Source organism: Pseudomonas sp. SDO55104_S430, from assembly GCF_054070595.1.
This window is the reverse complement of sequence record NZ_JBSVXG010000086.1, coordinates 1-24824: the sequence shown is the minus strand read 5'-3', so window position 1 is coordinate 24824 and position 24824 is coordinate 1. Positions and strand designations below refer to the sequence as shown.

Sequence of the window (24824 nt, the reverse complement as noted above, 5' to 3'; positions counted from 1 at the left end):
CACAACATCAAAAACAGTATTGCAGAAAAGGGGGTAACCATAGATGTAGGAGCGAGCACGCTCGCGATGAACGACAGAACACCGCGGGGTGTCAGGCCGCCAGCGTTATCGTTGGCGACCATCGCGAGCTTGCTCGCTCCTACAGGGGAAGCGGGGTTACTTACGGCGCTGGATGAAATCGCGGATGCGCTCCGCTGCTTCCACACACTCCGCCAACGGCGCAACCAGCGCCATGCGCACACGCCCGGCCCCTGGGTTCACGCCGTCGACATCCCGGGACAGGTAGGAGCCCGGCACCACGGTCACATGCTCCTGTTCGAACAGGTCGCGGCAGAAGGCGGCGTCGTCACCGGCCACGTTCGGCCACAGGTAGAAGCTGCCGTCCGGGCGCTGCACGTCCAGCACCGGGCTGAGGATTTCCAGTACCGCATCGAACTTCTCGCGATACAGCGTACGGTTGGCGCGTACATGCACTTCGTCGTTCCAGGCGGCGACGCTGGCCAGTTGCGTCTGAACCGGCATCGCGCAGCCGTGGTAGGTGCGATAGAGCAGGAAACCCTTGAGGATGTCCGCGTCACCGGCGACAAAGCCCGAACGCAGGCCCGGCAGGTTGGAGCGCTTGGACAGGCTGTGGAACACCACGCAGCGCTTGAAGTCCTTGCGACCCAGTTCCGCGCAGGCGCTGAGCAGGCCCGGCGGCGGGGTTTGTTCGTCGAAATACAGCTCGCTGTAGCACTCGTCCGCGGCGATCACGAAGTCGTGTTCGTCAGCCAGTGCGATCAGCTTCTTCAGCGTTTCCACCGGGATCAGTGCACCGGTCGGGTTGCCCGGCGAGCACAGGAACAGGATCTGGCAGCGTTTCCAGATGTCCGGCGAAACCGCATCGAAATCCGGGTTGAAGCCGTTGGCGTCCAGGCACGGCAGGTAATGCGGCTGGGCGCCGGCGAGGAACGCCGCGCCTTCGTAGATCTGATAGAACGGGTTCGGGCTGACGATCAGCGCGTCGTCACCACGGTTAACCACGGTCTGGGTGAACGCGAACAGCGCTTCGCGGGTGCCGTTGACCGGCAGCACGTTGCGCGCCGGGTCGATCCAGCCGCTCGGAACATTGAAACGACGCTCGCACCAGGCAGCGATCGACTCACGCAGCTCCGGAATGCCGAGGGTGGTCGGGTACACCGCCATCTTCTCCAGATTGCCGGCCAGGGCTTCGGCGACGAAAGTCGGCGAACGGTGTTTCGGCTCGCCGATGGACAGCGCGATCGGACGCTTGTCCGGATTGGGCGTGACGCTGCCGAGCAGGGCGCGGAGTTTCTCGAACGGGTAGGGCTGCAGCTGGGACAAAGCGTTGTTCATGGGGGCCTCATTTAAAGCGGGACAGTCTTTGTGGCGAGGGGGCTTGCCCCCGTTCGGCTGCGAAGCGGCCGTGAAACCAGCATGCGAGATGCATCTGATGCACCGCGCTGCCTGGTTTTGGGGTCGCTTCGCGACCCAGCGGGGGCAAGCCCCCTCGCCACAGGGATCTGTTCCCACAGGGAGAAATGTTAAGTCAGATGCTGATGCGCGACAGTTTGATATCCGGTTCCATATTGACGCTCAGTTGCTCGACGATCGCATCCTGCAGGCGGCTGCACAGCAGCGGGTCGGACAACGGCTGGTTGTTGGCGTCGGTGATGAAGAACACGTCTTCCACGCGCTCGCCCAAGGTGGCGATCTTGGCGTTCTGCAGTGACAGGTCGAACTCCAGGAATATTCCCCCGACCCGCGCCAGCAGGCCCGGGCGGTCGGGGGCGGTCAGTTCCAGGATGGTCACCGGGCGCTGCGCATCGTTGTGGATCGTCACCTGTGGCGCGAAGGCGAAATGCTTGAGCTGGCGCGGCACTCGACGCTGAATGATGGTCGGGTAGTCGTCCGGGTTGCGCAGGGCTTCGGTCAGGCCGTCGCGGATCTGCTTGACCCGTGCCGGGTTATCGCCGATCGAGTCGCCGTCGGTATCGAGCACGATGTAGGTGTCGAGGGTGAACTGGCTGCTGGAGGTGATGACCCGCGCGTCGTGAATGTTCAGGTTGAGCTGGTCCATCGCGGCCACGGTCACGGCGAAGAAGTCGTGCTGGTCCGGGGCATAGATGAAGATCTGCGTGCCGCCCTCGAACTCCCGTTGAGTGGTTTCCTTGATCAGCACCAGCGGCCCGCCGTCGGCCGGCTGCTGCAGGATCGCATCGGTGTGCCAGGCGACATCGCCGGCGGTGTGACGCAGGAAATAGTCATCGCCCAATTGCGACCACAACTGCTCGACATCGTCCGGGTCGGTACCGCCGCGGGCCAGGATATCCAGGGCCGCGCTCTGGGTCTGGCGGATCTGCTCTTCGCGGTCCACGGGGTTTTCCAGGCCGCGACGCAGCGCGCGCTTGGTTTCGGTGTACAGCTGGCGCAGCAGGCTGGCGCGCCAGGAGTTCCATAGCGTCGGGTTGGTGGCGTTGATATCGGAGACGGTCAGCACGTACAGGTAATCGAGGTGAGTTTCGTCGCCGACGATCTGGGCGAAGTCGTGGATCACCTGCGGGTCGGACAAGTCCTTGCGCTGGGCGGTGGTCGACATCACCAGATGGTTCTGCACCAGCCAGACGATCAGACGGCTGTCCCAGACCGGGAGCTGATGGCGCTGGCAGAACGCTTCGGCGTCCACCGCACCGATTTCAGAGTGATCGCCATGCCGGCCCTTGCCGATGTCGTGGTACAAGCCGGCCAGATAGATCAATTCCGGCTTGGGCAGCTTGCCCATGAGCTTGCTGGCCAGCGGGAATTTTTCCGACACCTGGGTGTACTGCAACTTACGCAGGTGTTTGATCAGGTTCAGGGTGTGCGCATCGACGGTATAGATGTGGAACAGGTCGTGCTGCATCTGTCCGACGATGAAGCCGAACTCTGGCAAGTAGCGGCCGAGAATGCCGTAACGGTTCATCCGGCGCAGGTTGCGGTGGATGCCGATCTTGCACTTGAACAGCTCGATGAACAGGCTGGTGTTGCGGATGTCATTGCGGAAATCGTCGTCGATCAGGTGGCGATTTTCCCGCAGCAGGCGAATGGTGTCGGCGCGTACGCCTTTGATTTCCGGCTGCTGGGCCATCAGCACGAAGATTTCCAGCATGGCAAACGGCGTGCGGCGGAACACGTTGTCGCTGCGCGCTTCGATATAGCCGTCGTGTAGCTGGAATCGCGAGTTGATCGGCTGTGGGGGCGCCTCGTCTTCCGGGGCGAGGATGACTTCCTCGAAGTGCTGGATGATCAGGTCGCTGAGCTGGGCGATGCTCATGACCACTCGGTAATACTGCTGCATGAAGTTTTCAACGGCCTGTTTGGCGTCGTCGCCTTCGAACCCCAGCAGCTTGGCGATGGTGCGCTGGTGATCGAACAGCAGGCGGTCTTCACAGCGCCCGGCCAGCATGTGCAGGGCATAGCGCACTTTCCACAGGAACTCCTGGGACGAGGCGAGCAGGGCGTTTTCACTTTCGACCAGGAAACCTTCGCCGGCCAGTGCCCGCAGATTCAGGGTGCCGTACTCGCGACGGGCTACCCAGAGAATCGTCTGGATATCCCGCAGGCCGCCGGGTGAGCCTTTGACGTTGGGCTCCAGGTTGTATTCGGTGTCGAAATACTTGTGATGGCGGGCCTTCTGTTCGGCGTGCTTGGCGAGGAAGAACTCCTTGCTCGGCCACATGTGCGCCGTGCTGGTGACATCCAGCATGCGCTGGCGCAGGTGTTCGGGGCCGGCGATGGTGCGGCTTTCCATCAGGTTGGTGATCACCGTCAGGTCGGCACGGGCCTCGATGGCGCATTCATCGACGGAGCGAACGCTCTGACCGACTTCCAGGCCGATGTCCCACAACAGCGTCAGAAAACGCTCGATGGAATCGCGGAAAACTTCGTGGTCGGCGCTGTCCAGCAGGATCAGCAGATCGATGTCGGAGTAGGGGTGCAGCTCGCCACGGCCGTAGCCGCCGACCGCGACCAGCGCGATGTCGGCGTCTTGGCTCCAGTTGAACTGGTCCCAGGCCTTTTGCAGGATGTTGTCGACGAACCAAGCGCGATCCTCGATCAACCGACGAATGTCGCGGCCGTTGCGAAAGCGCGTGTCGAGCACTTCCCGTGCCTGACGGATCGCCTTCTTGAAAGCCGAAATCGGGCTTGCCTTCAGGGCCAGCTCGGCCTGGAACTGGCCGCGGTCGAAGAGTTCGGGGTCCACCTGCGGCATCGATTGGCTTTCCTGTCTATAAAAGGCTGTGGGTCCGGGTCAGGCAGAAACGCGGGGAATGGTGTCGTCGCTGCGCAGGGTGAAGATCTCGTAACCGGTTTCGGTCACCAGCAGGGTGTGTTCCCACTGGGCGGACAGCTTGCGGTCCTTGGTGATCGCGGTCCAGCCATCGCCCAATACCTTGGTGTCGGCACGGCCCTGGTTGATCATCGGCTCGATGGTGAAAGTCATGCCGGCCTTAAGTTCCATGCCGGTACCGGCGCGGCCGTAGTGCAGGACTTGCGGCTCTTCGTGGAAGACCTTGCCGATACCGTGACCGCAGAACTCGCGAACCACCGAGAAACCATTCTTCTCGGCGTGCTTCTGGATCACTTCGCCGATATCGCCCAGGCGGCAGCCGGGCTTGACCAGCTCGATGGCCTTGTACATGCATTCCTGAGTGACTTGCGACAGGCGTTCGGCCCAGACCGGCACGGTGCCGACGTGGAACATGCGGCTGGTGTCGCCGTGGTAGCCGTCCTTGATGACGGTGATGTCGATGTTCAGGGTATCGCCATCCTTCAACGGTTTATCGTTCGGGATGCCGTGGCAGACCACATGGTTGATCGAAGTGCAGATCGACTTCGGGTAACCCTTGTAGTTGAGCGGGGCAGGGATGGCTTTCTGCTCGTTGACGATATAGTCGTGGCAGATCTGGTTCAGCTGATCGGTGGTCACGCCCGGTTTGACATGTTCGGCAATCATTTCCAGCACGTCGGCGGCGAGTTTGCCGGCAACGCGCATTTTGGCGATGTCCTCGGGGGTTTTGAGGGTGACGGTCATACAGGCTCTCTCTCTGCGCTCGACGGCGCTTCTCGAACTGGACGGGCATTGCGCGATCGAACTTCGCAGCCCTGAAAAACGCGATTCTAACAGACGATCAGCGCAAAACCGCGCCTCTGTACATCGCTTCTCTCTATAGAATGGTGCATTCGCGGCGGATTCCAAGGGCTCAGCGCCGCGTGCGGCTGGATTTCATATTCCGGGTTCCGTTTTTTTCGGCCCTGTGATATAAAATGCGCCGCTTTCCGGGGATACCCCCGAGAGGCTTAAATCCACACACGTGTCGACACGATGACCTGGGTGCCTTCAGCTGATGCTGACTGGTTGGTCATTGGGATACGTGGAGGCCAAACCCGACTTATTAAGGAACTATCATGTCCCAAGTCAACATGCGCGATATGCTGAAGGCCGGTGTGCACTTCGGTCACCAGACCCGTTACTGGAACCCGAAAATGGGCAAGTACATTTTCGGCGCGCGTAACAAGATCCACATCATCAACCTTGAAAAAACCCTGCCAATGTTCAACGAAGCTCTGACTTTCGTAGAGCGTCTGGCCCAGGGCAAAAACAAGATTCTGTTCGTCGGCACCAAGCGTTCCGCTGGCAAGATCGTTGCTGAACAAGCAGCACGTTGCGGCTCGCCGTACGTCGATCACCGCTGGTTGGGCGGCATGCTGACCAACTTCAAAACCATCCGTGCTTCCATCAAGCGTCTGCGTGACCTTGAAGTGCAAGCCGAAGACGGTACTTTCGCCAAGCTGACCAAGAAAGAAGCGCTGATGCGCTCCCGTGACCTGGAAAAGCTGGATCGTTCCCTCGGTGGTATCAAGGACATGGGCGGTCTGCCAGACGCTCTGTTCGTTATCGACGTTGACCACGAGCGCATCGCGATCACCGAAGCCAACAAGCTGGGTATCCCGGTCATCGGCGTAGTCGATACCAACAGCAGCCCGGAAGGCGTTGACTACATCATCCCAGGTAACGATGACGCCATCCGCGCAATCGAGCTGTACATGGGTTCGATGGCTGACGCTGTTATCCGTGGTCGCAACAACGTTTCCGGCGGCACCGAAGTTTTCGTTGAAGAAGCTCCGGCAGCTGCAGCTGAGTAATTGACGCCCTGGCGTTGACTCAGTAAGCAAAAAGGGGGCTTGGCCCCCTTTTTGCCACCTTGAAAACCGTTTGTCGGTGCCCACTGCCTTATTTGTAACGTGCGGCAGCTAACAAGGTCTTTCGGGAAGAATTGAACGCCCGTTCGATCGGGTGGAATGGTTGAAAACCTATCCAAGAGGAATTTGAAATGGCAGCAATTACTGCGGCGCTGGTCAAAGAACTGCGCGAGCGTACCGGCGAAGGCATGATGGATTGCAAAAAGGCCTTGGAAAAGGCCGGCGGCGACATCGAAAAAGCAATTGATGACATGCGTGCTTCGGGCGCCATCAAGGCTGCTAAAAAGGCTGGCAACGTTGCCGCTGAAGGCGCTATCGCCATAAAGGCCGACGACAAGGCAGCCGTGCTGCTGGAAGTGAACTCGCAGACCGACTTCCTGGCTCTGCAAGACGACTTCAAAAACTTCGTCAACGCCAGCGTTGAAAAAGCTTTCGCTGAAAAACTGACCGACGCAGCTCCGCTGATCGCCGCTCAGGAATCGGCTCGTGAAGCCCTGGTTGCCAAAGTTGGCGAAAACGTCAACATCCGTCGCCTGGTTCGCGTTGAAGGTGACGTGGTTGGTACCTATCTGCATGGTAACAAGATCGGTGTTGCTGTTGTCCTGAAGGGCGGCGACGTCCAGCTGGCCAAAGAAATCGCCATGCACGTGGCTGCAAGCAACCCTGAGTTCCTGCTGCCATCGCAGGTTTCGCCAGAAGCCATCGAGCGCGAGAAAGCTGTATTCCTGCAGCTGAACGAAGACAAGATGAAAGGCAAGCCAGCTGAAATCGTCGAGAAGATGATCGCTGGTCGTATCACCAAGTTCCTGGCCGAAGCCAGCCTTGTTGAGCAGGCTTTCGTGATGAACCCAGAGCTGACCGTTGGTGCTCTGGCCAAGAAAGCCGGCGCTGAAATCGTTTCCTTCACCTACTTCAAGGTTGGCGAAGGCATCGAGAAGCCAGTTGACAACTTCGCTGAAGAAGTTGCTGCTCAACTGGCTGCTGCCAAGCAATAAGACGGTTTTTTAAACTGTCGCCCTGAAGAGGCTGCCCGCTCACGCGCGCAGCCTCTTTTCAGATGGGGCACCAATTTTTTATTTGGTTTCCGTTTGGAACTGGCTTACAAAGCCATGTTCCGATGGCGCTGAAGCAGCGCCACGCTAGAGTGAACGCTGGCTGAAAACAGCTCGCAAAGAATTTTTTAATATACGCCGCAGGAGAGATTCGCAATGGCTCAGCAGGGCAGTGGCTATCAGGCTCGCTATAAACGCATTCTACTCAAACTTAGCGGCGAGGCCCTGATGGGCTCGGAAGAGTTCGGGATCGATCCGAAAGTTCTGGATCGCATGGCGCTGGAAGTCGGTCAACTGGTTGGCATCGGCGTTCAGGTCGGTCTGGTTATCGGTGGTGGCAACCTGTTCCGCGGTGCGGCGCTGAGCGCGGCCGGCATGGACCGTGTCACCGGTGACCACATGGGCATGCTGGCCACTGTGATGAACGGCCTGGCCATGCGTGATGCGCTGGAACGTGCCAATATCTCCGCGATCGTGATGTCGGCCATTTCCATGGTTGGCGTGACCGATCACTATGATCGTCGCAAGGCCATGCGTCACCTGAACTCCAAGGAAGTCGTGATTTTCGCGGCGGGTACCGGCAACCCGTTCTTCACCACCGATTCGGCTGCCTGCCTGCGTGCCATCGAAATCGACGCCGATGTCGTGCTCAAGGCAACCAAGGTCGATGGCGTCTACACTGCCGACCCGTTCAAAGACCCGCATGCCGAGAAGTTCGATCATCTGACCTACGATGAAGTACTGGATCGCAAGCTGGGTGTGATGGATCTGACGGCCATTTGCCTGTGCCGCGACCACAAAATGCCGCTGCGCGTATTTAACATGAACAAACCAGGCGCCCTGCTGAACATCGTACATGGCGGCGCTGAAGGCACCCTGATCGAGGAAGTTCAACAATGATCAACGAAATCAAGAAAGACGCTCAAGAGCGCATGCAGAAGTCGGTGGAATCGCTGGCGCACAACTTCGGTCGCATTCGTACCGGCCAGGCGCACCCAAGCATTCTGGAAGGCGTGATGGTGCCGTACTACGGTTCCGACACCCCGATCAAACAGGTGGCGAACATCACCGTTAAAGACGCCCGTACACTGCAAGTCGTTGCGTTCGAGCGCAACATGCTGGGCGCGGTCGACAAGGCCATCGGCAGTGCCGGTCTGAACCTGAACCCGACCAACCTGGGCGAGTTGCTGCTGATCTCCATGCCGGCCCTGACCGAAGAAACCCGCAAGGGCTTCACCAAGCAGGCTCGTGATGTGGCTGAAGACGCTCGTGTTGCCGTGCGCAACATCCGCCGCGACGCCAACAGCCAGCTGAAGGACCTGGTCAAGGAAAAGGAAATCAGTGAAGACGAAGAGCGCCGCGCAACGGGCGAAATCGATGATTTGACCAAAAAGTTCGTGGCCAAAATCGACGCCGATCTGGCGCAGAAAGAAAAAGACCTGATGGCCGTATAAGGGTCACGTGTTAATGGACAAGAGCAAGCAGATTGCGCCGTCCGCGGTGCCGCGCCATGTCGCGATCATCATGGATGGCAATAATCGCTGGGCGAAAAAACGCTTTATGCCGGGTGTAGCCGGGCATAAAGCGGGTGTGGACGCTGTTCGTGCGGTCATCGAGGTGTGTGCCGAGTCCGGGGTCGAGGTCTTGACCCTGTTCGCGTTCTCCAGTGAGAACTGGCAGCGCCCGGCCGATGAGGTCAGTGCCTTGATGGATCTGTTCTTCAAGGCATTGCGTCGTGAGGCCAAGCGGCTGAATGAGAACAACATCAGTCTGCGCATCATTGGCGATCGTTCGCGCTTTCATCCCGAGCTTCAGGCTGCCATGCGTGAAGCCGAGGCCATGACTGCCGGTGCCAATCGTTTCGTCCTGCAGATCGCCGCCAACTACGGCGGTCAGTGGGATATCGCTCAGGCCGCCCAGCGGCTGGCCCGTGAAGTCCAGGCCGGGCATCTGCGTCCGGAAGACATTACTCCGGACCTGCTGCAGACCTGCTTGGCAACCGGTGATCTGCCGTTGCCGGACCTGTGCATCCGCACCGGTGGCGAGCACCGCATCAGTAACTTCCTGCTGTGGCAACTGGCTTATGCCGAGTTGTACTTCTCCGACCTGTTCTGGCCGGACTTCAAACACGACGCCATGCGTAACGCACTGGCCGATTTCGCATCCCGCCAGCGTCGCTTCGGTAAAACGAGCGAGCAGGTCGAGGCTGGAGCCCGGGTTTAATGCTTAAACAACGAATCATCACCGCGCTGATCCTGTTGCCGATCGCCCTGGGCGGGTTTTTCCTGCTCGAAGGCTCCGGCTTCGCCATGTTCATCGGGCTGGTCGTGACCCTCGGTGCCTGGGAGTGGGCGCGTCTGGCAGGGTTCACTGCACAATCCTTCCGCGTCGGTTTTGCCGCGGTGGTCGCGTTGTTGCTGTTCATCATGTACATCATGCCCGGGCTCGCGCCGTGGGTGCTCGGCGCCTCGGTACTCTGGTGGGCCGTGGCGACGTACCTGGTGCTGACCTATCCGCGCTCCAGCGAACATTGGTCCAGTGCGGCCTGCAAGCTGGTCATCGGTTTGCTGATCCTGTTGCCGGCCTGGCAAGGTCTGGTGCAGATCAAGCAGCAGCCTCTGGGCAACTGGCTGATCATGGCGGTGATGGTGCTGGTCTGGGGTGCCGACATCGGCGCCTATTTTTCCGGTCGGGCTTTCGGCAAGCGCAAGCTGGCGCCGCAGGTCAGCCCAGGCAAAAGCTGGGAAGGCGTTTACGGTGGTCTGGCACTGAGTCTGGTCATCACCGTGCTCGTCGGGTTTTTCCGGGACTGGACTGTTGCTGAACTGTTCAAGGGTCTGATTGGCGCTGCGCTGATCGTGTTCGTCTCGGTGGTCGGTGATCTGACCGAAAGCATGTTCAAGCGTCAGTCCGGGATCAAGGACAGCAGTAATCTGCTGCCCGGCCACGGAGGCGTGCTGGACCGGATCGACAGCCTGACTGCGGCAATTCCCGTGTTTGCCGTACTGTTGTGGATGGCCGCACCGTGAGCCGTCCTCAGCAGATTACCGTTCTGGGGGCGACCGGTTCGATCGGTCTGAGTACCCTCGATGTCATCGCGCGTCATCCCGATCGTTATCAAGTCTTCGCCCTGAGCGGTTTTTCCCGCTTGAGTGAACTGCTGGCGCTGTGCGTACGGCACGTACCGCGGTTCGCCGTGGTGCCTGAAGTCGCCGCCGCTCGTGGTTTGCAGGATGATTTGCGCGCCGCCGGCTTGCCCACCCGTGTACTGGTAGGTGAAGAAGGGCTGTGCCAGGTGGCTGCCGACCCTGAGGTCGATGCAGTCATGGCTGCCATCGTTGGCGCGGCGGGCTTGCGTCCGACGCTGGCGGCCGTCGAGGCGGGCAAGAAAATCCTCTTGGCCAACAAAGAGGCGCTGGTCATGTCCGGCACCTTGTTCATGCAGGCCGTGCGCAAGAGCGGCTCGGTATTGCTGCCGATCGACAGCGAGCACAACGCGATTTTCCAGTGCATGCCACAGGATTTCGGTCGTGGTCTGGGTGCGGTCGGGGTGCGCCGGATTTTGCTGACGGCTTCCGGTGGTCCGTTCCGGCAAACGCCATTGGCGGAGCTGGCGCATGTCTCGCCTGACCAGGCCTGTGCCCATCCTACCTGGTCCATGGGTCGCAAGATTTCGGTCGACTCGGCCAGCATGATGAACAAAGGCCTGGAGTTGATCGAGGCTTGCTGGCTGTTTGATGCCAAGCCGTCCCAGGTTGAAGTGGTAATTCATCCGCAAAGCGTGATTCATTCCCTGGTCGACTACGTCGATGGCTCGGTATTGGCCCAGCTGGGCAACCCGGACATGCGTACGCCGATTGCCAATGCCTTGGCGTGGCCTGAACGAATCGATTCGGGTGTGCCGCCGCTGGACCTGTTTGCCATCGCCCGTCTGGACTTCGAGGCGCCGGATGAAGAACGTTTCCCTTGCTTGCGCCTTGCGCGACAGGCAGCCGAGGCGGGCAACAGTGCCCCGGCGATGCTCAACGCGGCAAATGAAGTCGCTGTTGCTGCGTTTCTCGACGGACGGGTTCGTTACCCGGAAATCGCGAGTATCATCGAAGAAGTATTGAATCTTGAGCCTGTAGTGGCTGTAGACGATCTCGACGCGGTGTTCACCGCCGATGCCAAGGCCCGTGAGCTGGCCGGGCAATGGTTGAGTCGTCACGAGCGGTAAGTGCTGCAATGTGTTGGCCCTTGCGGCACCTGACTGGAATGCGGAGAAAGTAGATGAGCGCACTCTATATGATTGTCGGCACCCTGGTTGCACTGGGTGTGCTGGTTACCTTCCACGAGTTCGGCCATTTCTGGGTCGCGCGTCGCTGTGGGGTCAAAGTGCTGCGTTTCTCCGTGGGCTTCGGCATGCCGCTGTTGCGCTGGCACGACAAGCAGGGCACCGAGTTCGTAGTGGCGGCCATTCCGCTGGGCGGCTATGTGAAGATGCTTGATGAGCGTGAGGGCGAAGTTCCGGCGGATCAGGTCGAACAATCCTTCAATCGCAAATCGGTTCGTCAGCGCATCGCCATCGTGGCGGCCGGACCGATTGCCAACTTCCTCCTGGCTCTCGTCTTCTTCTGGGTGCTGGCCATGCTCGGCAGTCAGCAGGTGCGTCCTGTCATCGGTGCTGTGGAATCCGGAAGTATTGCCGCCAAGGCCGGGTTGAGCGCGGGTCAGGAAATCGTTTCGATTGATGGTGAGCCAACCACCGGCTGGTCTGCGGTGAATCTGCAGCTGGTCCGTCGCCTCGGTGAAAGCGGTACCTTGCAGGTGTCGGTGCGTGAGCAGGGGTCTACGGTCGATTCACCGCGTGAGCTGGCACTGGACAAATGGCTCAAGGGTGCTGACGAGCCGGATCCGATTCGTTCGCTGGGTATTCGTCCTTGGCGTCCGGCATTACCGCCGGTCCTGGCCGAGCTTGATCCGAAAGGTCCCGCGGCGGCTGCCGGGTTGAAGACGGGCGATCGCCTGCTGGCCCTTGATGGCAAAGCGCTGGATGACTGGCAACAGGTGGTCGATACCGTCCGTATGCGCCCTGATACAAAAATTCTGCTGCGTATCGAACGCGACGCTGCTCAAATCGACGTCCCTGTGATGCTCGCTTCGCGCGGCGAGAAAAAGGCACCGAGCGGTTACCTGGGGGCAGGGGTGAAAGCGGTGGATTGGCCGCCGGAAATGGTTCGCGAGGTCAGTTACGGTCCTTTGGCTGCGATTGGCGAGGGGGCTCAACGTACCTGGACCATGAGCCTGCTGACTCTCGATTCATTGAAGAAAATGTTGTTCGGCGAGCTCTCGGTAAAAAACTTGAGTGGACCGATAACCATTGCTAAAGTGGCGGGCGCTTCGGCCCAGTCGGGTGTCGCTGATTTCCTGAATTTCCTTGCTTATCTGAGTATTAGCCTGGGGGTTCTGAATTTGCTGCCCATTCCTGTGCTGGATGGGGGGCATTTGTTGTTTTATCTGATTGAGTGGGCGCGTGGTCGTCCCTTGTCGGATCGGGTGCAAGGTTGGGGGATACAGATCGGTATCAGTTTGGTGGTTGGAGTGATGCTTCTCGCTCTGGTCAATGATCTAGGCCGTCTGTAACGTCGCTGAATTGCGAATCTGCCGCATTTTGCGGCAGTTTGTTTATTGCCAGTTGGAATAAGAAAGGACTTCATGAAACGTCTGCTGCTAACTGCGGTTCTCACCGTATTGATGATCGCCGAAGTTCACGCCGAGTCCTTCACTATCTCTGATATTCGCGTCAATGGCCTCCAGCGGGTCTCCGCGGGTAGCGTCTTTGGTGCTTTGCCGCTCAACGTCGGTGAACAGGCGGATGATCATCGCCTGGTGGAAGCCACTCGTGCATTGTTCAAAACCGGTTTCTTTCAAGATATCCAGCTGGGTCGTGATGGCAACGTTCTTGTCATTACGGTAGTCGAGCGCCCGTCGGTTGCCAGTATCGAGATCGAAGGCAACAAGGCGATCTCCACTGAAGACCTGATGAAAGGCCTCAAGCAATCCGGTCTGGCCGAAGGCGAGATCTTCCAGCGCGCCACCCTCGAAGGTGTTCGTAACGAGCTGCAGCGTCAGTACGTTGCCCAGGGCCGTTACTCCGCAACCGTCGACACCGAAGTGGTGCCTCAGCCGCGCAACCGCGTTGGCCTGAAGGTCAACATCAACGAAGGCACCGTTGCCGCTATCCAGCACATCAACGTGGTGGGCAACACCGTCTTCCCTGATGAAGACCTCATCGACCTGTTCGAACTCAAGACGACCAACTGGCTCTCGTTCTTCAAGAACGACGACAAGTATGCTCGTGAAAAACTCTCCGGTGACCTGGAGCGTCTGCGTTCCTACTACCTGGACCGTGGCTATATCAACATGGATATCGCTTCGACCCAGGTGTCCATCACCCCGGACAAGAAACACGTCTACATCACCGTCAACATCAACGAAGGCGACAAGTACACCGTACGTGACGTCAAGCTGAGCGGTGACCTGAAAGTGCCGGAAGACCAGGTCAAGTCCCTGCTGCTGGTACAGAAAGGCCAGGTGTTCTCGCGCAAGCTGATGACCACCACCTCCGAACTGATCACCCGTCGTCTGGGTAACGAGGGTTACACCTTCGCCAACGTCAACGGCGTGCCGCAGCCTCACGATGACGATCACACCGTAGACATCACCTTCGCTGTCGATCCGGGCAAGCGTGCCTACGTCAACCGCATCAACTTCCGTGGCAACACCAAGTCCGAAGACGAAGTGCTGCGTCGTGAAATGCGTCAGATGGAAGGCGGCTGGGCTTCGACCTACCTGATTGACCAGTCCAAGACCCGTCTGGAGCGTCTGGGCTTCTTCAAGGAAGTGAACGTTGAAACCCCGGCCGTACCAGGTGTCGACGACCAGGTTGACGTGAACTACAGCGTGGAAGAGCAGGCCTCCGGTTCGATCACCGCCAGCGTCGGTTTTGCCCAGAGCGCCGGTCTGATCCTCGGTGGTTCGATCACCCAGAACAACTTCCTCGGTACCGGTAACAAGGTCAGCATCGGTTTGACCCGAAGCGAATACCAGAGCCGCTACAACTTCGGTTATGTAGACCCCTACTGGACCGCTGATGGCGTGAGCCTGGGTTACAACGCCTTCTACCGCACCACCGACTACAAAGACCTCGACGTCGACGTAGCAAGCTATGCCGTAGACAGCCTGGGTGCGGGCGTGAGCGTCGGTTATCCGATCAGCGAGACTTCGCGTCTGACCTTCGGCCTGACTGCACAGCAGGACAAGATCAACACCGGTATCTACACCGTTGACGAGATCTTCGACTTCGTTAACAAGGAAGGCGATCAGTACCTGAACTTCAAGGCGTCGGCCGGCTGGTCCGAGTCCACCCTGAACAAGGGCGTGCTGGCAACCCGTGGTCATTCCCAGAGCCTGGTGCTGGAAACCACGACCCCGGGCAGCGACCTGTCGTTCTTCAAGCTCGACTACCGTGGCCAGTTGTTCCAGCCTCTGAGCGAAAACTACACCATGCGCCTGCACACAGAGTTGGGCTATGGTGATGGTTACGGTTCGACCGACGGCCTGCCATTCTACGAAAACTATTTCGCGGGTGGTTTCAACTCGGTTCGTGGCTTCAAGGACAGCACCCTGGGTCCTCGCAGTACGCCAAGTACCGGCAAGAACCCTGGCACCCAGTTCGACCCGGACCAGGATCCGCTGCCGTTCGGTGGTAACGTCCTGATCCAGGGTGGTGTTGAAGTTCTGTTCCCGCTGCCGTTCGTCAAGGATCAGCGTTCCCTGCGTACTTCGGTATTCTGGGATGTGGGTAACGTGTTCGACTCGTCCTGCTCGGATACCACCAACGCTGACGGCACGAAGTCCAACACCAAGTGCAACGACATCAGCCTGAGCAACATGGCCAGTTCCGTCGGTGTGGGTGTGACCTGGGTCACCGCACTGGGTCCTCTGAGTTTCGCGTTGGCCATGCCGGTCAAGAAACCGGATGACGCTGAAACTCAAGTGTTCCAATTCTCCCTCGGTCAGACGTTCTAAGCGTCTGACCCAAGATAACGACAATGGATTTTGTAGGAGTGCATCGTGCGTAAGTTGACTCAATTGGTTCTCCTGGCTTCCGTACTGGTAGCAGGTCCGGCGTTCGCCGATATGAAAATCGCCGTTCTGAACTATCAGATGGCCCTGCTGGAATCCGATGCGGCCAAGAAATACGCCGTGGATGCAGAGAAAAAGTTCGGTCCTCAACTGACCAAGCTCAAGACTCTGGAAAGCAGCGCCAAGGGTATTCAGGACCGCCTGATGGCCGGCGGCGACAAGATGCAGCAAGGCGAGCGTGAGCGTCTGGAGCTCGAGTTCAAGCAAAAGGCCCGTGACTTCCAGTTCCAGTCCAAGGAACTGAACGAAGCCAAAGCCGTTGCCGACCGCGAAATGCTCAAGCAGCTCAAGCCGAAACTGGACAGCGCTGTTGAAGAAGTCATCAAGAAAGGTGCTTATGACCTGGTCTTCGAGCGTGGCGCAGTGATTGATGTCAAACCTCAGTACGACATCACGCGCCAGGTTATCGAGCGCATGAATCAGCTGAAGTAATCCATGACAGCGACCATTAAACTCGGCCAATTGGCCGAGTTCCTCGGCGCCACCCTGCGTGGCGACCCCGAGAAGGCAATCACTGGGCTAGCCACCTTGCAGGAGGCTGGCCCAGCTCAGTTGAGCTTTCTCGCAAATCCCCAATACCGAAAGTATCTGGCAGGCAGCCAGGCCGCAGCCTTGTTGCTCAAGGCCGCCGACGCCGAAGGTTTTGCCGGTAATGCGCTGGTCGTACCTGATCCATACGCGGCCTACGCCCGGGTATCCCATCTGTTCGATCCCAAGCCCAAGGCGGCTGCTGGCATTCACCCCACAGCGGTGATTGCGGCGGATGCCGTGGTCGATCCGGCAGCGAGCATCGGCGCTTTTGTCGTTATCGAAAGCGGGGCGCAGATCGCAGCGGGTGCCACCATCGGCGCGCATTGCTTCATCGGCGCACGCAGCACCATCGGTGAAGGCGGCTGGCTCGCTCCACGGGTGACCCTGTATCACGACGTACGCGTCGGCAAGCGGGTGGTCATTCAGTCCGGTGCCGTATTGGGTGGGGAAGGTTTCGGATTCGCCAACGAAAAAGGTATCTGGCAGAAGATTGCGCAGATTGGTGGCGTCCTGGTCGGTGATGACGTGGAGATTGGCGTGAATACCGCCATCGACCGCGGCGCGCTGGCTGATACCATCATCGGCAACGGCGTGAAGCTCGATAACCAGATCCAGATCGCCCACAACGTTCAGATCGGTGATCACACGGCCATGGCGGCCTGCGTGGGTATCTCCGGCAGCACCAAAATCGGCAAGCACTGCATGCTTGCCGGCGGTGTCGGCCTGGTGGGACATATCGATATTTGCGACAACGTATTCATCACCGGGATGACCATGGTGACCCACTCGATCACCGAGCCGGGTGCCTATTCTTCCGGTACGGCGATGCAGCCGGCAGCCGAGTGGCGCAAAAGCGCGGCACGTATCCGTCAGCTCGATGACATCGCGCGACGTTTGCGACAACTGGAAAAGCAGGCAGGGGAAGTGACCCCTGACGGTAATGCTTCATCAGAAGGCTGATACCATTTCCATATCATGTGTGCGCAGCCGCTAGACTGCGTCCTTGATTTGCTAGAGGAGTGTGCGTCAGTCGCGCGCTCCCAATCTTTACATAGGCTTCCCCCCGAAATGATGGACATCAACGAGATTCGCGAATACCTGCCTCACCGTTACCCGTTCCTGCTGGTGGATCGGGTCGTGGATCTGGATGTGGAAGAGAAGCGCATTCGCGCCTACAAGAATGTCAGCATCAATGAGCCGTTCTTCAATGGTCACTTCCCCGCGCATCCAATCATGCCGGGCGTACTGATCATCGAGGCGATGGCTCAGGCCGCCGGGATTCTTGGGTTCAAAATGCTGGATGTGAAGCCGGCCGATGGCACCCTCTACTACTTCGTTGGTTCCGACAAGCTGCGCTTCCGCCAGCCGGTGTTGCCGGGCGATCAGCTGATTCTTGAAGCCAAGTTCCTCAGCTGCAAGCGCCAGATCTGGAAGTTCGAGTGCCAGGCCTCGGTCGATGGCAAGCCGGTCTGCTCCGCCGAGATCATCTGTGCGGAACGCAAACTATGAGTTTGATTGACCCTCGCGCAATCATCGATCCGACAGCCGTACTGGCTGACGGTGTCGAGGTCGGCCCGTGGTCGATCGTCGGCGCAGGTGTGGAAATCGGCGAGGGGACGGTCATCGGGCCACACGTGATTCTCAAGGGCCCGACCCGCATCGGTAAGCACAACCGCATCTACCAGTTCTCCTCGGTAGGCGAGGACACGCCGGACCTGAAGTACAAGGGCGAGGAAACCCGCCTGGTGATCGGTGACCACAACGTCATTCGCGAAGGCGTGACCATTCACCGCGGAACCATCCAGGACCGTTCGGAAACGACCCTGGGCGATCACAACCTGATCATGGCCTACGCACACATCGGTCATGACAGCGTCATCGGCAACCATTGCATCCTGGTCAACAACACCGCACTGGCGGGCCATGTGCATGTGGATGACTGGGCGATCCTGTCCGGTTTCACCCTGGTTCACCAGTATTGCCATATCGGCGCCCACAGCTTTTCCGGCATGGGAACCGCCATCGGCAAGGACGTCCCTGCCTACGTGACTGTGTTCGGCAACCCGGCAGAAGCCCGCAGCATGAACTTCGAAGGCATGCGCCGCCGTGGTTTCAGCGAAGACGCCATTCACGCGCTGCGTCGCGCCTACAAGGTCGTTTATCGTCAGGGGCTGACCGTTGAACAGGCGCTCGCCGAGCTGGTCGAGCCATCGAACCAGTTCCCGGAAGTGGCGGTATTCCGCGATTCCATCCAGTCGTCGTCCCGCGGCATCACCCGCTGATCATGGCCAATCTGCGTATCGCGCTGGTGGCGGGTGAGGCTTCCGGCGACATTCTCGGCGCCGGACTCATGCGCGCGCTCAAGGCCCGTCATCCTGAAATTGAATTCATCGGTGTCGGCGGCCCGCTGATGCAGGCAGAGGGCATGCAGTCCTACTTCCCGATGGAGCGCCTGTCGGTGATGGGCCTGGTGGAAGTGCTGGGCCGCCTGCGCGAATTACTGGCCCGCCGCAAGAAACTGGTGGCCGACCTGATCGAGGCGAAGCCGGATGTGTTCATCGGTATCGATGCCCCGGACTTCAACCTCAACATCGAACTCAAGCTGCGTCAGGCCGGAATCAAGACCGTGCACTACGTCAGCCCGTCGGTCTGGGCCTGGCGGCAGAAGCGTGTGCTGAAGATTCGCGAGGGCTGCGACCTGATGCTGACGCTGTTCCCGTTCGAAGCCAGATTCTACGAAGAGAAGGGCGTGCCGGTGCGGTTTGTCGGGCACTCCCTGGCCGATGCCATTCCGCTGGAAGCCGATCGCGCCGCTGCGCGAGCTGAGCTGGGTCTGCCCGACGGGCCGCTGGTGGCGTTGATGCCGGGCAGTCGTGGCGGTGAAGTCGGTCGCCTTGGCGCGCTGTTTCTCGATACCGCGCAGCGCCTGCGGGCCATGCGTCCGGGCGTGCGTTTCGTCATGCCGTGCGCCAGCCCCGAGCGTCGTGCGCAGCTGGAAGAGCTGCTTGCCGGTCGCGATCTGCCGCTGACCCTGCTCGATGGCAAATCCCATCTGGCCCTGGCGGCCTGCGACGCGGTGCTGATCGCGTCCGGAACCGCAACGCTGGAAGCCTTGCTGTACAAGCGCCCGATGGTGGTCGCCTATCGCCTGGCGCCGCTGACGTTCTGGATTCTCAAGCGCATGGTGAAGAGCCCTTACGTGTCCTTGCCGAACCTGCTGGCCCAGCGCCTGCTGGTGCCCGAATTGCTGCAGGATGACGCGACGGTCGACGCTTTGGCGCAGACCTTGTCGCCGCTGATCGAAGACGGTCAGGAGCAGACCCGCGGCTTCGACGAAATCCACCGTACCCTGCGCCTCGATGCCTCCAATCAGGCAGCGGATGCGGTACTGAATCTGATCGGCCCGAAACAATGAGTAAAACAAACATGCAGATGGGGCTGGATTTCACCCTGGTCGCCGAAGTTGAAGAGCTGGTCGCCGGTGTCGATGAAGTCGGTCGCGGCCCGCTCTGCGGCGCAGTCGTCACGGCTGCCGTGATTCTCGATCCGAACCGTCCGATTCTCGGCCTGAACGACTCGAAGAAGCTCACCGAAGCCCGTCGCGAAAAGCTCTACGACGAAATTTGCGAAAAGGCCCTGAGCTGGTGCATTGCCCGCGCGGAAGTCGATGAGATCGACGAGCTGAACATTCTTCATGCCACCATGCTGGCCATGCAGCGCGCAGTGGCTGGCCTGCATATCCAGCCAAAACTGGCGATGATTGACGGCAATCGTTGCCCGAAGTTGCCGATGCGCGCCGAAGCCGTGGTGCAGGGCGATGCCAAGGTGCCGGCCATCGCAGCGGCATCGATTCTGGCAAAGGTCAGCCGTGACCGGGAAATGGCGGCTTTCGAGCTGATTTACCCGGGTTACGGCATTGGCGGGCACAAGGGCTACCCGACACCCGTTCATCTGGAAGCGCTGGCTCGCCTGGGACCTACGCCGATTCACCGCCGCTCGTTCGCCCCGGTGCGGATGGCGTATGAAGCGTTGGAAATTGCCATCGAGCGCTAGTCGCGAGGCTGATTTTTTCTACCAAGGCCCGGTACAATCCGGGCCTTGTTGTTTTCATGACTTACAGGATCACTATGCCGGCTTCATTCGTTCACCTGCGCCTGCACACTGAATTTTCCCTGGTTGACGGTCTGGTGCGGATCAAACCGCTGGTCAAGACCCTGGTCGGCATGAACATGCCTGCCGTTGCGGTTACCGACCAGAACAACATGTGTTCCCTGGTCAAATTCTATAAAAACGCCATGGGTGCCGGGATCAAGCCGATCTGCGGCGCCGACCTGTGGCTGTCGAACAAGGACCCGGATGCGCCGCTGAGCAAGATCAGCCTGCTGGTGATGAATCCTCTGGGTTATCGCAATCTGACCGAGCTGATCTCCCGTGGCTTCATTGAAGGCCAACGCAATGGCCTGGTGATCGTCGAGCGTGAGTGGGTCGCTGAAGCCAACGAAGGCTTGATCATGCTGTCGGCGGCGAAAGAGGGTGAGATCGGCATGGCGATGCTGGCCGGCAACCCGGGCGAAGCCGAAACCCTGGCGCGCGAGTGGATGGCGGTGTTTGCCGACCGCTTCTATCTGGAAATCCAGCGTACCAACCGCGTCAACGATGAAGAGCAACTGCACGGCGCCGTGGCCCTGGCTGACAAGCTCGGTGCGCCGCTGGTCGCCACCAACGATGTGCGCTTTATCAAGCAGAGCGATTTCGACGCCCACGAAACCCGCGTCTGCATCGGCGAAGGCCGGGCTCTCGACGATCCGCGGCGTTCGAAGAATTACAGCGATCAGCAATACCTCAAAAGTGCCGAGGAAATGGCCGAGCTGTTCAGCGACATCCCCGATGCGCTGGAAAACACCGTCGAGATCGCCAAACGCTGCAACATCGAAGTGAAGCTGGGCACGCACTTCCTGCCGGACTTTCCTACGCCCAACGGCATGGGCATCGACGATTACCTGCGCCACGTTTCCCACGAAGGCCTGGAAGAGCGTCTGGCGGTGTTGTGGCCCAAAGACACGACCCCGAATTACGAAGAGAAGCGTCAGGTTTATCTCGATCGTCTGAAGTTCGAGCTGGATATCATCATCCAGATGGGATTTCCCGGTTACTTCCTGATCGTTATGGACTTCATCAAGTGGGCCAAGAACAACGGCGTGCCGGTCGGCCCTGGCCGGGGGTCGGGTGCCGGTTCCCTGGTGGCCTACGTACTGAAGATTACCGACCTCGACCCGCTGGCCTATGACCTGCTGTTCGAACGTTTCCTCAACCCGGAACGGGTTTCCATGCCCGACTTCGACGTCGACTTCTGCATGGACGGTCGCGACCGGGTGATCGAGTACGTGGCCGACGCCTATGGCCGCAACGCGGTAAGCCAGATCATCACCTTCGGCACCATGGCCGCAAAAGCGGTGGTGCGCGACGTGGCGCGGGTGCAGGGCAAGTCCTACGGCCTGGCCGATCGTCTGTCGAAGATGATTCCTTTCGAAGTCGGCATGACGCTGGAAAAAGCCTACGAGCAGGAAGAGATCCTGCGCGATTTCCTCAAGGTCGACGAGGACGCCAAGGAAATCTGGGACATGGCGCTCAAGCTCGAGGGCGTCTGCCGCGGTACTGGTAAGCACGCCGGTGGTGTGGTTATCGCCCCGACCAAGCTCACCGACTTCTCGCCGATCGCCTGTGATGAAGAGGGCGGCGGCCTGGTGACCCAGTTCGACAAGGACGACGTCGAGGCCGCGGGTCTGGTGAAGTTCGACTTCCTGGGTCTGCGGACCCTGACCATCATCAAGTGGGCGATGGAGACCATCAACCGCGAGCAGGCCAAGCAAGGCCTGGATGATCTGAACATCGACTTCATCCCGCTCGACGACAAGAAAACCTACGATCTGCTGCAGAAAGCCGAAACCACGGCGGTGTTCCAGCTTGAATCGCGCGGCATGAAGGAGCTGATCAAGAAGCTCAAGCCCGACTGCCTGGAAGACCTCATCGCACTGGTGGCCCTGTTCCGTCCAGGCCCTCTGCAATCGGGCATGGTGGACGACTTCATCAACCGCAAGCACGGTCGCGCCGAGCTGGCGTATCCGCACTCGGACTATCAGTACGAAGGCCTCAAGCCGGTATTGGCACCGACCTACGGCATCATCCTGTATCAGGAACAGGTGATGCAGATCGCCCAGGTCATGGCCGGCTACACCCTCGGCGGCGCGGACATGCTGCGTCGTGCGATGGGTAAGAAAAAGCCCGAGGAAATGGCCAAGCAGCGCGGCGGTTTCATTGAGGGTTGCGCCACCAACAATATCGATGCGGATCTGGCCGGTAACATCTTCGACCTGGTAGAGAAGTTCGCAGGTTACGGCTTCAACAAATCCCACTCCGCCGCCTATGGCTTGGTGTCGTACCAGACGGCGTGGCTCAAGACCCACCACCCGGCGCCGTTCATGGCGGCGGTGTTGTCGGCGGATATGCACAACACCGACAAGGTCGTGACCCTGATCGAGGAAGTGCGCAGCATGAAGCTGCGCCTCGATGCGCCGGATGTGAACGCGTCGGAGTTCAAATTCACCGTGAATGACGAGGGCCGGATCATTTACGGCCTGGGTGCGATCAAGGGGGTTGGCGAAGGTCCGGTCGAAGCAATCACCGAGGCGCGCCAGGACGGTCCGTTCAAGGATCTGTTCGACTTCTGCGCCCGTGTCGACCTCAAACGTGTGAACAAGCGAACGCTTGACGGTTTGATTCGTAGCGGTGCGCTGGATCGTCTCGGTCCTTACTTCCATGACGAAGTGAAAGCCTATCAGGCCAATATCGACCTTAACCGCGCGGTGCTGCTGACGGCGTTGGAAGAGGCCATCAAGGCGGCCGAGCAAACTGCCAGGACCCATGACAGTGGTCACGCCGACCTGTTTGGCGGCCTGTTCGTCGAAGAAGATTCCGACGTCTACGCCAATCATCGCAAGGCCCGGGAGCTGACCCTCAAGGAGCGGCTCAAGGGTGAAAAAGACACCCTGGGGCTGTACCTGACCGGTCACCCGATCGACGAATACGAAGGTGAAATCCGCCGTTTCGCGCGCCAGCGCATCATCGATCTGAAACCTGCCCGTGATACCCAGACTGTCGCGGGCATGATCATCGCCTTGCGGGTAATGAAGAACAAAAAGGGCGACAAGATGGGGTTCATCACCCTGGATGACCGCTCCGGGCGTATCGAGGCGTCGCTGTTTGCCGATGCGTTCCACTCGGCCCAGGCGCTGTTGCAGACCGATGCGATGGTGGTGGTCGAAGGTGAAGTCAGCAACGACGACTTCTCCGGCGGCCTGCGGTTGCGGGTCAAGCGGGTGATGAGCATGGAAGATGCGCGCACCAACCTGGCCGAAAGCCTGCGTCTGAAGGTTCAGACCCAGGACCTCAAGGGTGATCAGCTACGCTGGTTGGGCGATCTGTTCAAGCGTCACCGCGGTGCGTGCCCGATCACCATGGAATACACCAGCCCCGATGCGAAGGCCTTGTTGCAGTTCGGCGAGGGCTGGCGAATCGATCCGGCGGATGCGTTGATTCAAGCCCTGCGTGACCAGTTCGGGCGAGACAACGTCTTCCTCCAATACCGTTAACGGTCAGTGCTACCAGTTTGCCCTGAGCGTGACCTGAATTTTTAATCTCGACCTGAACGCGCCTCTCCCTTAAGGTAGGGCGCGAATAGACAACCGGCCGGCCCAAGCTCTCTTGGACGTCGACCCAAGACGGACGCCTATGAACCCGAATTTCCTGGATTTCGAACAGCCGATCGCCGACCTGCAAGCCAAGATCGAAGAGTTGCGCTTGGTCGGTAATGACAATTCGCTGAATATCGGCGATGAGATCTCCCGCCTGCAGGACAAGAGCAAAACCTTGACCGAAGACATCTTCGGCAAGCTGACCAGCTGGCAGATCGCACGTCTGGCGCGCCACCCCAAGCGCCCGTACACCCTGGACTACATCGATCACATCTTCACCGAGTTCGATGAGTTGCACGGCGACCGTCACTTCTCCGACGACGCCGCCATCGTAGGCGGTATCGCCCGTCTGGAAGACCAGCCAGTGATGGTGATCGGTCACCAGAAAGGCCGCGAAGTGCGCGAAAAGGTTCGCCGCAACTTCGGCATGCCGCGTCCGGAAGGCTACCGCAAGGCTTGCCGCCTGATGGAAATGGCCGAACGCTTCAAGATGCCGATCCTGACCTTCATCGACACCCCGGGCGCTTATCCGGGCATCGACGCCGAAGAGCGCAACCAGAGCGAAGCGATCGCCTGGAACCTGCGCGTCATGGCTCGCCTGAAAACCCCGATCATCGCCACCGTTATTGGTGAGGGTGGTTCCGGCGGTGCACTGGCGATCGGTGTCTGCGATCAGTTGAACATGCTGCAGTACTCGACCTACTCGGTGATTTCGCCGGAAGGTTGCGCCTCGATTCTGTGGAAAACCGCGGAAAAAGCACCGGATGCCGCCGAAGCCATGGGCATCACCGCCGAGCGCCTCAAAGGCCTGGGCATCGTGGACAAGGTGATCAACGAGCCTCTGGGTGGTGCGCACCGTGATCCGGCCACTGCGGCAGCCTCGATCCGTGCCGAACTGAGCTCGCAACTGGCGATGCTCAAGAAGCTCGATCACAAGGCGCTGCTGGATCGTCGGTATGAGCGTCTGATGAGCTACGGTCTGTAAGCAGACCTCGCTTCATCCATGTGGGAGCGGGCTTGCTCGCGAAAGCGGTGTATCAGTCGACATCAATGTTGAATG

General features: G+C 59.5%; 20 protein-coding genes. 17 read left to right on the top strand and 3 right to left on the bottom strand.

Annotation, left to right across the window (positions count from 1 at the left end; all coding sequences use genetic code 11):
• Window positions 1-156 precede the first annotated feature (156 nt).
• From dapC to map, 3 genes are all read right to left on the bottom strand, one after another.
• Window positions 157-1356, bottom strand: a complete 1200-nt coding sequence (gene dapC, locus ACW9JE_RS16560; protein WP_457433333.1) for a succinyldiaminopimelate transaminase — start codon at window positions 1354-1356, stop codon at window positions 157-159.
• A 193-nt stretch (window positions 1357-1549) separates the two neighbouring features.
• Complete coding sequence (locus ACW9JE_RS16555; RefSeq protein ID WP_224533379.1) at window positions 1550-4252, bottom strand: [protein-PII] uridylyltransferase; 2703 nt, start codon at window positions 4250-4252, stop codon at window positions 1550-1552.
• A 39-nt stretch (window positions 4253-4291) separates the two neighbouring features.
• Window positions 4292-5131 carry a type I methionyl aminopeptidase gene (gene map / locus ACW9JE_RS16550; protein WP_224533438.1) on the bottom strand — a complete coding sequence of 280 codons (840 nt, stop codon included), beginning with the start codon at window positions 5129-5131 and terminating at the stop codon, window positions 4292-4294.
• Window positions 5132-5448: 317 nt separating this feature from the next.
• On the opposite strand from map, the gene rpsB reads away from it, so the two are divergent.
• From rpsB to ACW9JE_RS16465, 17 genes are all read left to right on the top strand, one after another.
• On the top strand, window positions 5449-6186 hold the full coding sequence (rpsB, locus tag ACW9JE_RS16545; RefSeq protein ID WP_224533380.1) for a 30S ribosomal protein S2: 738 nt from the start codon (window positions 5449-5451) through the stop codon (window positions 6184-6186).
• Between the two features lie 188 nt (window positions 6187-6374).
• The gene (tsf, locus tag ACW9JE_RS16540; RefSeq protein ID WP_224533381.1) at window positions 6375-7238 is read left to right on the top strand and encodes a translation elongation factor Ts; all 864 of its coding nucleotides are present in this window, start codon (window positions 6375-6377) and stop codon (window positions 7236-7238) included.
• Between the two features lie 213 nt (window positions 7239-7451).
• Entirely contained in the window at window positions 7452-8195 is a 744-nt protein-coding gene (gene pyrH / locus ACW9JE_RS16535; protein ID WP_224533382.1) for a UMP kinase, read from the top strand.
• Entirely contained in the window at window positions 8192-8749 is a 558-nt protein-coding gene (gene frr / locus ACW9JE_RS16530) for a ribosome recycling factor (protein ID WP_008000041.1), read from the top strand. The genes pyrH and frr overlap by 4 nt, the downstream gene beginning before the upstream one ends.
• Before the next feature lie 13 nt (window positions 8750-8762).
• Complete coding sequence (gene uppS, locus ACW9JE_RS16525; protein WP_175375066.1) at window positions 8763-9518, top strand: polyprenyl diphosphate synthase; 756 nt, start codon at window positions 8763-8765, stop codon at window positions 9516-9518.
• Window positions 9518-10324: a phosphatidate cytidylyltransferase gene (locus ACW9JE_RS16520; RefSeq protein WP_175375065.1), complete on the top strand. Its 807-nt coding sequence runs from the start codon at window positions 9518-9520 to the stop codon at window positions 10322-10324. The genes uppS and ACW9JE_RS16520 overlap by 1 nt, the downstream gene beginning before the upstream one ends.
• Window positions 10321-11511 carry a 1-deoxy-D-xylulose-5-phosphate reductoisomerase gene (gene ispC / locus ACW9JE_RS16515; RefSeq protein ID WP_457433332.1) on the top strand — a complete coding sequence of 397 codons (1191 nt, stop codon included), beginning with the start codon at window positions 10321-10323 and terminating at the stop codon, window positions 11509-11511. The genes ACW9JE_RS16520 and ispC overlap by 4 nt, the downstream gene beginning before the upstream one ends.
• A 53-nt stretch (window positions 11512-11564) precedes the next feature.
• Window positions 11565-12917, top strand: a complete 1353-nt coding sequence (rseP, locus tag ACW9JE_RS16510; protein WP_457433331.1) for a sigma E protease regulator RseP — start codon at window positions 11565-11567, stop codon at window positions 12915-12917.
• A 72-nt stretch (window positions 12918-12989) separates the two neighbouring features.
• Window positions 12990-15365, top strand: a complete 2376-nt coding sequence (gene bamA, locus ACW9JE_RS16505; protein ID WP_224533386.1) for an outer membrane protein assembly factor BamA — start codon at window positions 12990-12992, stop codon at window positions 15363-15365.
• A gap of 45 nt (window positions 15366-15410) precedes the next feature.
• Window positions 15411-15914: an OmpH family outer membrane protein gene (locus ACW9JE_RS16500; RefSeq protein ID WP_008000031.1), complete on the top strand. Its 504-nt coding sequence runs from the start codon at window positions 15411-15413 to the stop codon at window positions 15912-15914.
• A 3-nt stretch (window positions 15915-15917) separates the two neighbouring features.
• Window positions 15918-16973: a UDP-3-O-(3-hydroxymyristoyl)glucosamine N-acyltransferase gene (gene lpxD, locus ACW9JE_RS16495; protein WP_457433330.1), complete on the top strand. Its 1056-nt coding sequence runs from the start codon at window positions 15918-15920 to the stop codon at window positions 16971-16973.
• A 108-nt stretch (window positions 16974-17081) separates the two neighbouring features.
• Entirely contained in the window at window positions 17082-17522 is a 441-nt protein-coding gene (gene fabZ, locus ACW9JE_RS16490) for a 3-hydroxyacyl-ACP dehydratase FabZ (RefSeq protein ID WP_224533388.1), read from the top strand.
• Entirely contained in the window at window positions 17519-18295 is a 777-nt protein-coding gene (gene lpxA / locus ACW9JE_RS16485; protein WP_175375060.1) for an acyl-ACP--UDP-N-acetylglucosamine O-acyltransferase, read from the top strand. Before fabZ ends, lpxA begins: the two co-directional genes overlap by 4 nt.
• Before the next feature lie 2 nt (window positions 18296-18297).
• A complete protein-coding gene (gene lpxB, locus ACW9JE_RS16480; RefSeq protein ID WP_457433329.1) occupies window positions 18298-19428 on the top strand; it encodes a lipid-A-disaccharide synthase in 1131 nt (376 codons plus the stop codon).
• An 11-nt stretch (window positions 19429-19439) separates the two neighbouring features.
• Window positions 19440-20066, top strand: coding sequence for a ribonuclease HII (gene rnhB, locus ACW9JE_RS16475; RefSeq protein WP_224533439.1), 627 nt, complete (start codon window positions 19440-19442; stop codon window positions 20064-20066).
• 74 nt (window positions 20067-20140) lie between these two features.
• On the top strand, window positions 20141-23662 hold the full coding sequence (dnaE, locus tag ACW9JE_RS16470; RefSeq protein ID WP_224533390.1) for a DNA polymerase III subunit alpha: 3522 nt from the start codon (window positions 20141-20143) through the stop codon (window positions 23660-23662).
• Window positions 23663-23801: 139 nt separating this feature from the next.
• Window positions 23802-24749 (top strand): acetyl-CoA carboxylase carboxyltransferase subunit alpha, encoded by a 948-nt coding sequence (locus tag ACW9JE_RS16465; protein ID WP_457433328.1) that lies wholly within the window; start codon window positions 23802-23804, stop codon window positions 24747-24749.
• The last annotated feature ends 75 nt before the right edge of the window (window positions 24750-24824 follow it).

Excerpts from the sequence above, each read along its gene's own strand:
- rnhB (WP_224533439.1), top strand. The coding sequence starts at position 19,440 with ATGCAGATGGGGCTGGATTTCACCCTGGTCGCCGAAGTTGAAGAGCTG.
- ACW9JE_RS16465 (WP_457433328.1), top strand. The coding sequence starts at position 23,802 with ATGAACCCGAATTTCCTGGATTTCGAACAGCCGATCGCCGACCTGCAA.
- bamA (WP_224533386.1), top strand. The coding sequence starts at position 12,990 with ATGAAACGTCTGCTGCTAACTGCGGTTCTCACCGTATTGATGATCGCC.
- pyrH (WP_224533382.1), top strand. The coding sequence starts at position 7,452 with ATGGCTCAGCAGGGCAGTGGCTATCAGGCTCGCTATAAACGCATTCTA.
- lpxB (WP_457433329.1), top strand. The coding sequence starts at position 18,298 with ATGGCCAATCTGCGTATCGCGCTGGTGGCGGGTGAGGCTTCCGGCGAC.
- tsf (WP_224533381.1), top strand. The coding sequence starts at position 6,375 with ATGGCAGCAATTACTGCGGCGCTGGTCAAAGAACTGCGCGAGCGTACC.
- lpxD (WP_457433330.1), top strand. The coding sequence starts at position 15,918 with ATGACAGCGACCATTAAACTCGGCCAATTGGCCGAGTTCCTCGGCGCC.
- frr (WP_008000041.1), top strand. The coding sequence starts at position 8,192 with ATGATCAACGAAATCAAGAAAGACGCTCAAGAGCGCATGCAGAAGTCG.
- uppS (WP_175375066.1), top strand. The coding sequence starts at position 8,763 with ATGGACAAGAGCAAGCAGATTGCGCCGTCCGCGGTGCCGCGCCATGTC.
- fabZ (WP_224533388.1), top strand. The coding sequence starts at position 17,082 with ATGATGGACATCAACGAGATTCGCGAATACCTGCCTCACCGTTACCCG.
- dapC (WP_457433333.1), bottom strand. The coding sequence starts at position 1,356 with ATGAACAACGCTTTGTCCCAGCTGCAGCCCTACCCGTTCGAGAAACTC.
- rpsB (WP_224533380.1), top strand. The coding sequence starts at position 5,449 with ATGTCCCAAGTCAACATGCGCGATATGCTGAAGGCCGGTGTGCACTTC.
- rseP (WP_457433331.1), top strand. The coding sequence starts at position 11,565 with ATGAGCGCACTCTATATGATTGTCGGCACCCTGGTTGCACTGGGTGTG.
- ACW9JE_RS16520 (WP_175375065.1), top strand. The coding sequence starts at position 9,518 with ATGCTTAAACAACGAATCATCACCGCGCTGATCCTGTTGCCGATCGCC.
- dnaE (WP_224533390.1), top strand. The coding sequence starts at position 20,141 with ATGCCGGCTTCATTCGTTCACCTGCGCCTGCACACTGAATTTTCCCTG.
- lpxA (WP_175375060.1), top strand. The coding sequence starts at position 17,519 with ATGAGTTTGATTGACCCTCGCGCAATCATCGATCCGACAGCCGTACTG.
- ACW9JE_RS16555 (WP_224533379.1), bottom strand. The coding sequence starts at position 4,252 with ATGCCGCAGGTGGACCCCGAACTCTTCGACCGCGGCCAGTTCCAGGCC.